This is a genomic window from Pseudomonas sp. 30_B (assembly GCF_017491605.1).
In the GTDB taxonomy this organism is placed as follows: domain Bacteria; phylum Pseudomonadota; class Gammaproteobacteria; order Pseudomonadales; family Pseudomonadaceae; genus Pseudomonas.
Map to the genome: position 1 here is coordinate 95,416 of NZ_JAFGYY010000004.1, position 12,295 is coordinate 107,710.

The 12,295-nt window shown below is 64.8% G+C and carries 9 protein-coding genes; all 9 read left to right on the forward strand.

Annotation, left to right across the window (positions count from 1 at the left end; genetic code table 11):
- Positions 1–68 precede the first annotated feature (68 nt).
- The 9 genes from J5M67_RS05605 (at position 69) to J5M67_RS05645 (ending at position 12,293) form a co-directional block, all read left to right on the forward strand.
- Positions 69–956 carry an NAD(+) kinase gene (locus J5M67_RS05605; protein ID WP_152224645.1) on the forward strand — a complete coding sequence of 296 codons (888 nt, stop codon included), beginning with the start codon at positions 69–71 and terminating at the stop codon, positions 954–956.
- On the forward strand, positions 956–1,936 hold the full coding sequence (locus tag J5M67_RS05610; protein WP_207884333.1) for a metallophosphoesterase: 981 nt from the start codon (positions 956–958) through the stop codon (positions 1,934–1,936). Before J5M67_RS05605 ends, J5M67_RS05610 begins: the two co-directional genes overlap by 1 nt.
- Positions 1,933–2,799 (forward strand): rhomboid family intramembrane serine protease, encoded by an 867-nt coding sequence (locus J5M67_RS05615; protein WP_207884334.1) that lies wholly within the window; start codon positions 1,933–1,935, stop codon positions 2,797–2,799. Before J5M67_RS05610 ends, J5M67_RS05615 begins: the two co-directional genes overlap by 4 nt.
- A gap of 218 nt (positions 2,800–3,017) precedes the next feature.
- Positions 3,018–3,278 carry a YeaC family protein gene (locus J5M67_RS05620; RefSeq protein WP_207884335.1) on the forward strand — a complete coding sequence of 87 codons (261 nt, stop codon included), beginning with the start codon at positions 3,018–3,020 and terminating at the stop codon, positions 3,276–3,278.
- A gap of 13 nt (positions 3,279–3,291) precedes the next feature.
- Entirely contained in the window at positions 3,292–4,119 is an 828-nt protein-coding gene (locus tag J5M67_RS05625; protein WP_207884336.1) for a DUF2797 domain-containing protein, read from the forward strand.
- Between the two features lie 292 nt (positions 4,120–4,411).
- On the forward strand, positions 4,412–7,069 hold the full coding sequence (gene pepN, locus J5M67_RS05630; RefSeq protein ID WP_207884337.1) for an aminopeptidase N: 2,658 nt from the start codon (positions 4,412–4,414) through the stop codon (positions 7,067–7,069).
- 472 nt (positions 7,070–7,541) lie between these two features.
- On the forward strand, positions 7,542–9,509 hold the full coding sequence (locus tag J5M67_RS05635) for a DUF1302 domain-containing protein (protein WP_207884338.1): 1,968 nt from the start codon (positions 7,542–7,544) through the stop codon (positions 9,507–9,509).
- 59 nt (positions 9,510–9,568) lie between these two features.
- On the forward strand, positions 9,569–10,936 hold the full coding sequence (locus J5M67_RS05640) for a DUF1329 domain-containing protein (RefSeq protein WP_207884339.1): 1,368 nt from the start codon (positions 9,569–9,571) through the stop codon (positions 10,934–10,936).
- Between the two features lie 274 nt (positions 10,937–11,210).
- Positions 11,211–12,293 (forward strand): YCF48-related protein, encoded by a 1,083-nt coding sequence (locus J5M67_RS05645; RefSeq protein WP_207884340.1) that lies wholly within the window; start codon positions 11,211–11,213, stop codon positions 12,291–12,293.
- Positions 12,294–12,295: the final 2 nt, after the last annotated feature.

Consider the following 12,295-nt stretch of genomic DNA (forward strand, 5'->3'; position numbering starts at 1 on the left):
TTTGCCGCTGCTTCGGCGTTTCGCCCATAATTCCGTCATTCCCGCACCGCAAAGCCGCCCGGAGTCCCATGGAACCCTTTCGCAACATCGGCATCATCGGCCGCCTGGGCAGCACCCAGGTCCTGGAAACCATCCGTCGGCTGAAGCGCTTCCTCATCGAGCGCCATCTGCATGTGATCCTCGAGGACACCATTTCCGAAGTGCTGCCCGGTCACGGCCTGCAGACCTGCTCCCGGAAGATCATGGGCGAAATCTGCGACCTGGTGATCGTGGTCGGCGGCGACGGCAGCATGCTCGGCGCCGCGCGCGCCCTGGCGCGGCACAAGGTGCCGGTGCTGGGGATCAACCGTGGCAGCCTCGGCTTCCTCACCGACATCCGCCCGGACGAGCTGGAAACCAAGGTCGCCGAAGTGCTCGGCGGCCAGTACATCGTCGAGAGCCGCTTCCTGCTCGATGCCCAGGTGCGCCGCCACGGCGAGTCCATCGGCCAGGGCGATGCGCTGAACGACGTGGTGCTGCACCCCGGCAAGTCGACGCGGATGATCGAGTTCGAGCTGCACATCGACGGCCAGTTCGTCTGCAGCCAGAAGGCCGACGGCCTGATTGTCGCCACCCCGACCGGCTCCACCGCCTACGCACTGTCCGCCGGCGGGCCGATCATGCATCCCAAGCTCGATGCCATCGTCGTGGTGCCGATGTACCCGCATACCCTGTCCGGGCGGCCCATCGTGGTCGACGGCAACAGCGAGCTGAAGATCGTCGTCTCGCCGAACATGCAGATCTACCCGCAGGTGTCTTGTGACGGGCAGAACCACTTCACCTGCGCCCCCGGCGACACCGTCACGGTAAGCAAGAAGCCACAGAAGCTGCGGCTGATCCATCCGATCGACCACAACTACTACGAAGTCTGCCGGACCAAGCTGGGCTGGGGCAGCCGCCTCGGGAGCAGCGAGTGATGGAACTCGACCCCTCGCGTGGCTTTGACCTGATCGGCGATATCCACGGCTGCGCCAATACCCTGGATGTACTACTGGAGCGCCTCGGCTACCGGTTGCAGGGCGGTGTCTGGCGGCATGCCCGGCGACAGGCGCTGTTCCTCGGCGACATCATCGACCGTGGGCCGCGCATCCGCGAAGCGCTGCACCGGGTGCACGACATGGTCGCCGCCGGCGAGGCGCTGTGCATCATGGGCAACCACGAATTCAACGCGCTGGGCTGGTCCACGCCCGCCGCGCCGGGCAGCGGGCGCCAGTACGTGCGCGAGCACACGCCGCGCCACGCTCGGCTGATCAAGGAAACCCTGGATCAGTTCGAAGGCCACCCAGCGGACTGGCGCGATTTCCTTGGCTGGTTCCAGGACATGCCGCTGTTTCTCGATGCCGGGCGTTTCCGCATGGTCCACGCCTGCTGGGACCACGATGTGATCGACGCGCTGCGCCAGCAGTTCCACGACGGCCGCATCGACGAAGCCTTCCTCAAGGCCACCGCGGAGCCCGGCAGCTTCGCCCAGCAGGCCTGCGACCGCCTGCTGCGTGGTACCGACATGCGCCTGCCCAACGGCCTGACCCTGACCGGCAGCGATGGCTTCACCCGGGCCTTCTTCCGCACCAAGTTCTGGGCGGAGGACCGCGAGCCGGAGACCTACGGCGACATCGTGTTCCAGCCCGACGGGTTGCCCGACGAAGTCGCCAGCGAGCGCCTGAGCGAGGAGCAGAAGTCGCGCCTGCTGACCTACGGCGCCGACGAGCCGCTGCTGTTCGTCGGCCACTACTGGCGGCGTGGCACACCGTCGCCGATCCGGCCCAACCTGGCGTGCCTGGATTACAGCGCGGTGATGTACGGCAAGCTGGCGGCCTATCGGCTGGACGATGAAACCCGTCTGGAGCGCAGCAAGTTCGTGTGGGTGGATGTGAAGCGGCCGGAGGGCGATGCGTGAGTGTGGTGGAAGCGATACGGCTGCCGGCGGCGGTCGACCTGGGTGAGTTCGTCACCCTGCTGCGGCGCCTGAACGTCCCCTTCCGGGTCAGCGAGGAGTCGGGTGAGCAGGTGCTCTGGGTGCCCAATGCGCAGTTGGCCGAACAGGTGCGCACCCTGTATGAACGGTATCCGCAAGGCGACCCGCAGCTCAGCGTGCAGGCTGAGCGCCGGCGCGGTGGGCCGGGGTTGCTGGAGCAGTTGAAGCTGAGCTGGATGACCACCGCGGTGCTGCTGGTGACCTGCATCGTGGCCGCGGTGACTTTGCTCGGCACCTACCCGGAAACCATGCGCTGGCTGACCTTCCAGGACTTCCGCATGGTCAGCGAGGACCAGCTGGTCTTCGTGCCGCTGTCCGAGACGCTGGCGTCCGGGCAATGGTGGCGGCTGTTCTCACCGATGCTGCTGCACTTCGGCTGGCTGCACCTGGCGATGAACGGCATGTGGTACTGGGAGCTCGGGCGGCGCATCGAGTACCGCCAGGGTGCCTGGATGCTGCTGGGGCTGAGCCTGGGCTTCGGGTTGATCTCCAATGTCGTGCAGTTCGGCGTCAGCGGGTCGAGCCTGTTCGGCGGCTTGTCCGGCGTGCTTTACGGGTTGCTCGGCCATTGCTGGATATTCCAGCGCATGGCGCCGACCCCGGCCTACCAGCTGCCCAAGGGCGTGGTGGCGATGATGCTGATCTGGCTGCTGGTGTGCCTGTCCGGGGTGATCGACTTGCTCGGTTTCGGCTCCATCGCCAACGGCGCGCATGTGGGCGGCCTGGTGGCGGGTTGTCTGAGCGGCCTGATCGGCGGCTTGCTGGCGCGCCGCACCGGACATTGAGGTTGCGGGCGTGGGCGATGCCCACGCGTCGCGCGCATGGCGCGCTCCTACAGGGGCGCGTGTCCCGGCGTCTCGACCTGTAGGAGTGGGCCATGCCCACGAATGGCGCGCAGAGCGCGCGCCTGCAGGGGCTCACCGACCGCCTGACCTCTGTTCGTGCGCCAACGCTTCCGGCCCGGTAGAATGCCGGCTTCGTTTTCTCCAGCAGGAGCCGGCCCATGTCGTCCTTCGCCGAAATGATCCAGAACATCACCCCCAAGCTCTACGAGAGCCTCAAGCTCGCCGTGGAAATCGGCAAGTGGCCCGACGGTCGCAAGCTGTCCCAGGAGCAGAAGGAGCTGTCGCTGCAGGCCGTGATCGCCTGGGAGCTGAAGAACCTGCCCGAGGACCAGCGCACCGGCTACATGGGTCCGCAGGAATGCGCCTCCCACGCCGAGCCGATCCCGAACATCCTGTTCTCGACCAATACCCTGCATTGATGGCTGCTTTCTGATGGTAGAGCTTGGACGCGGCGCCCTGGACAAGATGTCGGCGCGCCTGGAAAGCCCCGTGCAATACGCCTTCCGCCTCGGTGAGACGGAAGTCCCGGTAAACCCGCTGATCGGCAAGACCCTGCGCCTGGAGTACCTGGGCGAGATCAACTGCTGCCACTGCGGACGCAAGACCAGGAAGAGCTTCAGCCAGGGCTACTGCTATCCCTGCTTCACCAAGCTGGCGCAGTGCGACAGCTGCATCATGAGCCCGGAGAAGTGCCACTACGAGGACGGTTCCTGCCGTGAGCCGGAGTGGGGCGAGCGCTTCTGCATGACCGACCACGTGGTCTACCTGGCCAACTCTTCGGGCGTGAAGGTGGGCATCACCCGCGCCACCCAGGTGCCGACCCGCTGGATCGACCAGGGCGCGCGCCAGGCGCTGCCGATCATGCGCGTGGCGACCCGCCAGCAATCCGGCTTCGTCGAGGACCTGCTGCGCAGCCAGGTCGCCGACCGCACCAACTGGCGCGCGTTGCTCAAGGGTGAGGCCGAGCCGCTGGACCTGGTGGCCATCCGCGAGCAGCTGTTCGACACCTGTGCCGAGGGCATAGTCGCCCTGCAACAGCGCTTCGGCCTGCAGGCGATCCAGCCGGTGCTCGACCTGGACCCCATCGAGATCAGCTATCCGGTGGAGGCCTACCTGGCCAAGATCACCAGCTTCGATCTGGACAAGACGCCGGTGGTGGAGGGTACCCTGCAGGGTATCAAGGGCCAGTACCTGATCTTCGATACCGGCGTGATCAACGTACGCAAGTTTACGGCGTATCAGCTTGCTATCAGCGCCTGAGAACCTGTTTACGATCTGCTGCGCGTCGGCCGTAGGGCGTTGAAAAGCGCCCTCAGATGCTCATTTACAGCACGTAAACTCCGCTCTTCGGGCACTTTTCGCCTACTACGGCTCTAGCTCGCAAGATCGTAAATAGCTTCTGATCGAACCCGAATTGAATTTCCGGCCCGGAACCGCATCTAGGGATAGATGCGGTTCCGACTCGCCTGCTTCGCTCTAGCTCGCTAGAGTCAGTACCCAGATTCCTCCGGCCGGCCCATCCAGCCTGCCGCCTTTCAAGGGGCCCAAAGCCATGCGTACCGAGCAACCGAAAGTCATCTACCTCAAGGATTATCAGGCGCCCGAGTACCTGATCGACGAGACCAACCTGACCTTCGAGCTGTACGAGGACCACACCCTGGTCCACGCCCAGCTGGTGATGCGCCGCAACCCGGAGCGCGGCGACGGCCTGCCGCCGCTGGTGCTCGACGGCCAGCAGCTGGAGCTGCTGTCGGTGGCGCTGGATGACCAGACCCTCGAAGCCGGCCAGTACCAGCTCGACGAGAACCACCTGACCCTGCAGCCGACGGCGAAGACCTTCACCGTCGACAGTACCGTGCGCATCCACCCGGAAAGCAATACCGCCCTGGAAGGCCTGTACAAGTCCGGCAAGATGTTCTGCACCCAGTGCGAGGCCGAAGGCTTCCGCAAGATCACCTACTACCTCGACCGCCCGGACGTGATGAGCAGCTTCACCACCACGCTGTCGGCCGAGCAGCACAAGTACCCGGTGCTCCTGTCCAACGGCAATCCGGTGGCCAGCGGTTCGGAAGAGGGCGGCCGCCACTGGGCGACCTGGCAGGACCCGTTCAAGAAACCGGCTTACCTCTTCGCCCTGGTCGCCGGCGACCTCTGGTGCGTGGAAGACCAGTTCACCACCCTGAGCGAGCGCGAAGTCACCCTGCGCATCTATGTCGAGCCGGAGAACATCGACAAGGTCCAGCACGCCATGGACAGCCTGAAGAACTCGATGCGCTGGGATGAGAAGGTCTACGGCCGCGAGTACGACCTGGACATCTTCATGATCGTCGCGGTCAACGACTTCAACATGGGCGCCATGGAGAACAAGGGCCTCAACATCTTCAACTCCAGCTGCGTGCTGGCCAAGGCCGAGACGGCGACCGACGCCGCGCACCAGCGCGTCGAAGGCGTGGTGGCCCACGAATACTTCCACAACTGGTCGGGCAACCGCGTAACCTGCCGCGACTGGTTCCAGCTGTCGCTCAAGGAAGGCTTCACCGTGTTCCGCGACAGCGAGTTCTCCGCCGACATGAACTCGCGCACCGTCAAGCGCGTCGAGGACGTGGCCTTCCTGCGCACCAACCAGTTCGCCGAGGACGCCGGTCCGATGGCGCACCCGGTGCGCCCGGATTCCTTCATCGAGATTTCCAACTTCTACACCCTGACCGTCTACGAGAAGGGCTCGGAAGTCGTGCGCATGATCCACACCCTGCTGGGCGCCGATGGCTTCCGCAAGGGCACCGACCTGTACTTCGAGCGTCATGACGGCCAGGCCGTGACCTGCGACGACTTCGTCAAGGCCATGGAGGACGCCAACGGCGTCGACCTGACCCAGTTCAAGCGTTGGTACAGCCAGTCCGGCACCCCGCGCCTGGCGGTGGAGGAGCGCTTCGACGCCGCGGCGCAGAGCTACACCCTGACCTTCCGCCAGAGCTGCCCGGCCACGCCGGGGCAGAGCGAGAAGCAGCCCTTCGTCATTCCGGTGCAGATGGGCCTGATCGACAAGCTGGGCAATGCCCTGCCGCTGCGCCTGCAGGGCGAAGAACACGCCCACGGCAGCGACCGCGTGCTGCAGGTCACCGAGGCCGAGCAGTCGTTCACCTTCGTCGGCCTCGCCGAGAAGCCGCTGCCGTCGCTGCTGCGCGGCTTCTCCGCGCCGGTGAAGCTGAGCTTCCCCTACGACCGCGACCAACTGATGTTCCTCATGCAGCACGACGAGGACGGCTTCAACCGCTGGGAAGCCGGCCAGCAGCTGTCCGTGCAGGTCCTGCAGGAGCTGATCGGCCAGCACCAGCGTGGCGAGCAGCTGGTGCTCGATCAGCGCCTGATCACGGCTTTCCGCACCCTGCTGCTGGACACCGGGCTGGACCAGGCCATGGTCGCCGAGATGCTCTCGCTGCCCAGCGAGGCCTATCTCACCGAGATCAGCGAAGTGGCGGATGTCGAGGCCATCCACGCTGCCCGCGAGTTCGCCCGCCAGCAGATCGGCGCGGTACTGCACGAGCAACTGTGGGAGCGTTACCAGGCCAACCGCAAGCAGTCCCGCGAGACCGCCTACGTGGCCGAGGCGACCCACATCGCCCGTCGCAGCCTGCAGAACATCGCGCTGTCCTACCTCATGCAGAGCGGCAAGGCCGAGGTGCTCGCGGCCTGCCAGGAGCAGTACAAGGATTGCGACAACATGACCGAGCGCCTGACCGCGTTGGCCGTGCTGGTCAACTCGTCCTTCGAAAGCGAGAAGGCCGAAGCGCTGGCGATGTTCGCCGACTACTTCAAGGATGACCCGCTGGTGATGGACCAGTGGTTCAGCGTCCAGGCCGGCTGCACCCTGCCAGGCGGACTGGAGCGCGTGCAGGCGCTGATGCAGCATTCGGCCTTCACCCTGAAGAACCCGAACAAGATCCGCGCGCTGATCGGCGCCTTCGCCAACCAGAACGCGGTGAACTTCCACCGCGTGGATGGCGCCGGCTACCGCTTCCTGGCCGACCAGATCATCACGCTCAATGCACTGAACCCGCAGATCGCCTCGCGCCTGCTGACCCCGCTGACCCGCTGGCGCAAGTACGCACCGGCGCGCCAGGCGCTGATGAAGGCCGAGCTGGAACGCATCCTGGCGTCCGGCGAGCTGTCCAGCGACGTCTTCGAGGTGGTCAGCAAGAGCCTCGCCTGATCCTCCCGCCGGCGCCCCGTCCGGGGCGCCTACTGTCTCGCTGAGGGTGTTACCAGCATTGGCTGGTAACACCTTTTTGTTACTTATCGAAATTAAACGATAGTCGCCTTATCGCTGGGATGAATTGGCGCCAGGGTGCCGGCCTGTCTGCGTCGGGCCTTCCAGGGGCGGATCGCGCCATTTCGAGAGACCGATGGCGCAATCGGTCAGTGGGTTTGATCAGTGGATGATCAGTCACAAAAAGTAGCGGGCCATATCTTTAATTTTTGTAAGCAAATCCAGCGTATTTACCGCAATTGGCATCGGCGTTGCACCGGCCGATCCCGCTTAGCCTTTGCCTGGCCATTGGGTCAGGGGGCTTGTCGAGCACCTTGGGGGCACGACAACAAGGCCGTGGAGTAACGGCTGACAAGGCGAACTGCCCGCAGTGGCGGCGCCCTTACAGAATGATCAGTCCATGGAGTGAGTCCTAATGGAAATCCCGGTTCGCAAGCGCGTCTTGCGTTTCGCTCCCGCTCGCGCGGGTTTTGCCCTGGCGGGCGTACTGCCGCTGCTGATGTCGGTTCCCGCCACTGCCGTCGAGTTCAGCTTCCTCGACAACGAGGTGAGCGGTTCGCTGGATACCACGGTTTCCTACGGCACCCTGTGGCGTGTGCAGGGGCAGGACAAGAGCAACAACGACATCAACGGCAACGACGGCAACCGCAACTTCGATACCGGCCTGGTTTCCGAGGTGTACAAGGTCACGTCCGACCTGGAAGCGACCTACAAGAACTACGGTATGTTCGTGCGTGGCTCGGCTTTCTATGACACCCAGATCATGGACAAGCGCAACGACTACTACGACCACAACCAGCCGCCGCAGCCGAGCCAGAGCTATCCCAACAACGACCACTTCACCAGCGAGACCCGCGATGTCGCCGGCAGCCGGGCGGAAATCCTCGACGCCTATCTCTATGGCAACTGGGACGTAGCCGAGCATCCGGTGACCGGGCGCCTGGGCCGCCAGGTGTTCAACTGGGGCGAGGGCCTCTTCTATCGCGGCGGCGTGAACACCACCAACCCGGTGGACGCCGCCAAGTTCCGCCTGCCGGGCTCGGAACTGAAAGAAGTGCTGATGCCGGTGGAGGCGCTGAGCTTCAACGTCGGCCTGACCGATAACCTGTCGATGGACACCTTCTACCAGTGGAACTGGAAGGAAACCCGCCTCGACCCGGTCGGCACCTACTTCTCCGAGACAGACCTGTTCGCCGATGGCGGCAACACTGCCTACACCACGGTCGACGCGCTGGCCAACCCACTGTTCCAGAGCCTCTATCCGCAGCTCTCGGCGGCCCATGTCGGCGGCCTGCAGGGCACCCAGTACCTGGACTCCAACGGCGTGTTCAAGGTCGCCAACGTCGGCAAGGACATCAACGCCAAGGACGACGGCCAGTTCGGCGTGTCCTTCCATTACATTGCCGAGCAACTGAACTCTACCGAGTTCGGCTTCTACTTCGTCAATTACCACGCCAAGGAACCGACCATCTACGCCGACCTGAACAGCAGCTACGCCGGTCTGGACATGGACCAGCTGGCGGGCCTGGGCGGCTTCTCCTCCTACGACCAGCTGATGGCCGCCGCCGGCAGCGGCAACGCCATGGCCGGCCAGGTGCTGGGGCTGGTCAACGGCGCGGCGGCGGTGGACGTTGCCAACCAGGTCAACGCCCGTCGCGAGTACGTCGAGAACATCCGCATGTACGGCCTGAGCTTCAACACCACCGTGGGCGATGCCTCGGTATTTGGCGAAGTGGCCTACCGTCCGAACCTGCCGATCGGCGTAGCCACCACCAACGACCTGCTGGGCGACCTGCTGGTCCAGGCGCCGGGGCTGGCAAGCGGCAAGACCGTGAACATCGGCGGCCGTCCGGTGGCGATCAACGACCAGATCCACAACTACGAACGCGTCGAGGCCTTCAATACCTCGCTGGGTACCATCTACAACTTCGGCCCGCAGCTGTCCTTCGACTCGCTGATGGGCGTGGCGGAACTGGCTTCCGAGCAACTACGCGGCAGCAGCCTGCAGTACACCGCCTACGATGGCACCACCCGCTACTACTCCGGCCGCGGCAACGGCGCCTATGTCTCCGGCTATGACCGCGACGACCAGGTCAACCGCAACTCCTACGGTTACACCCTGTTGCTCTCGGGTACCTGGAACGACGTGTTTGCCGGCGTGAACGTCTCGCCGTACGCCGTCTACAAGGACGACTTCGAAGGCAACTCCTACCAGACCGGCAACTTCATCGAAGGCCGCAAGGCCTACACCCTGGGTGTCAAGGCCACCTACCTGAACGCCCTGGAAACCGAGCTGCAGTACACCGAGTTCTATGGCGCCGGCCAGAACAACGCTGCCCGCGACCGCGACAACGTCGGTTTCAACGTCAAGTACTCCTTCTAACGACAAGCATGCGCCGGACGTTCGAGACGCCCGGCGCGTGAATTTCACGGAGATTCACCATGCGCAACATGCGTACCCTGATCGGCGCGGCGGTGGCCCTTGCCCTGTCCGCCGGCAGTGCCCTGGCATCGGTTTCCGCGCAGGACGCGGCCAAGCTGCAGTCGACCCTGACCCCGCTGGGCGCGGAAAAGGCCGGCAACGCCGCCGGCACCATCCCGGCCTGGACTGGCGGCATCACCCAGGCGCCGGCCGGCTACAAGCCGGGCCAGCACCACATCGATCCGTTCGCCGCGGACAAGCCGCTGTACACCATCACCAAGGCCAACCTGGACCAGTACAAGGCCAACCTGACGCCGGGCACCCTGGCGCTGTTCGCCACCTACCCGGACACCTTCCAGATGCCGGTGTACCCGAGCCGCCGCAGCGGTTCGGCGCCGCAGTGGGTGTACGACAACACCTTCAAGAACGCCACCAGCGCCAAGCTGGCCGAGGGCGGCAACGGCTTCGTCGATGCCTTCGGTGGCATCCCGTTCCCGATTCCGCAGAGCGGCGTGGAAGCGCTGTGGAACCACATCGCCCGCTACCGCGGGACCTTCGTCGTGCGCCGCGCCTCGGAAGTGGCCGTGCAGCGCAACGGCGACTATTCGCTGGTGACCTCGCAGCAGGAAGCGCTGTTCAAGTACTACCTCCAGGGCAAGAGCTTCGCCGACCTGAACAACCTGCTGTTCTACTACCTGTCCTTCACCAAGAGCCCGGCACGCCTGGCCGGTGGCGCCGCGCTGGTGCACGAGACCCTGGACCAGGTGAAGGAACCGCGCCAGGCCTGGGGCTACAACGCCGGCCAGCGCCGCGTGCGCCGTGCGCCGAACCTGGCCTACGACACCCCGATCGCCGCCGCCGACGGCCTGCGTACCGCCGACGACACCGACATGTTCAATGGCTCGCCGGACCGCTACGACTGGAAGCTGATCGGCAAGAAGGAAATGTATATCCCGTACAACAACTACAAGGTCTCCAGCCCGGACGTTACGTACAAGGACCTGCTGACCCCCAGCCACCTCAATCCCAAGTACACCCGCTACGAGCTGCACCGCGTGTGGGTCGTCGAAGGCACCCTGAAGCCGGGCGCGCGCCACATCTATTCCAAGCGCGTGCTGTTCCTCGACGAAGACAGCTGGGGCGCCGCCGAGGTCGACCAGTACGACGGCCGTGGCGAGCTGTGGCGCGTATCGCTGGCGTACCTGAAGAACTACTACGAGCTGCCCACCACTTGGACCGCCCTGGACACCTTCCACGACCTCCAGGCCCGCCGTTACCACGTGCAGAACCTGGACAACGAAGAGCCGACCACCATCGACTTCAGCCAGGCGGTGCCGGACGATTCCTACTTCAGCCCCTCCGCACTGCGTCGTCGCGGCACCCGCTGAGTTCGTCCCGCGTTTGAAAAAGCCCGCCACCTGGCGGGCTTTTTCTTGCCTGCATCCGACCGGCGGCGGGGCGAAAGTGTTACCACTCTCCCCATTGCAAGCCGCCTGCGACGCGCCTTACAGCGTTGCTGGCCAGCTGCAATCATCCTTTTGGATGAGGCCGCCGCCGCTTAACAAAAGATAACGTGCCGTTAATTGTCAGCCCTGGCAAAGGCTGGCTATATAGCGACCACACTCGATACCGCCTGCAATAAGAACAAAGAGGTAAAGGCATATGCGTGAGCCCCAGTGGCGCACTACGAGCGAGCAGTCCGTGTCGGAGACTTCGCGCTCCGTCCCGATGTCGCGCAAATCGATTTCCCTGCTCGGCGCACTTTCCCTGCTGATGCTGTCCGTCGCCCCCTTGTCCGCCATCGCGGCGACCGAGGCGGCCAGCGACTCCAGCTCCATTCCCTCGGCCAAGGCCACCAGCAGCCTGTTGCTGGGCGTCGCCCAGGCCGGCAAGCGCCTGGTGGCGGTGGGGGATCACGGACATATCCTTTACTCCGACGACGCCGGCAAGAGCTGGACCCAGGCCAAGGTGCCGACCCGCCAGCTGCTGACCGCGGTGTTCTTCCTCAATGACAAGAAGGGCTGGGCCGTCGGCCACGACGCGCAGATTCTCGTCACCACCGATGGCGGCACCACCTGGGCCCGCCAGTTCGAAGACCTCAAGCGCGAAGCGCCGTTGCTGGACATCTGGTTCCAGGACGACAACCACGGCATGGCCGTGGGCGCCTACGGCGCGTTGCTGGAAACCACCGACGGCGGCCAGCACTGGGAAGACGCCAGCGACCGCCTGGACAACGAGGACCAGTACCACCTCAACGCCATCGCGGCGGTGAAGGATTCCGGCCTGCTGGTGGTCGGCGAGGCGGGCAGCATCTTCCGTTCCAAGGACTGGGGCCAGACCTGGGAAAAGCTCCAGGGTCCGTACGAAGGCTCGCTGTTCGGCACCATCGGCACCCGTCAGGCCGGCACCGCGCTGGTCTACGGCCTGCGTGGCCACCTGTTCCGCACCACCGACTTCGGCGACAGCTGGCAGCAGGTCAACCTGCCCACCGCCAACGGCGGCGAGCTGGAGTTCGGCCTCTCCGAAGGCAGCCTGCTGGATGACGGCACCATCGTCATCGTCGGTCATGGCGGCAGCGTGCTGGAAAGCAAGGACGACGGCGCGAGCTTCAGCGTCGTCAACCGTCCGGACCGCCTGTCCCTGGCCGGCGTGAGCGCGGCCGGCAACGGCAACCTGGTGCTGGTCGGCCAGGGCGGTATCCACCTGGCTTCGGCGACCGGCGCCGAGCTGACAGAACAACAATAAGC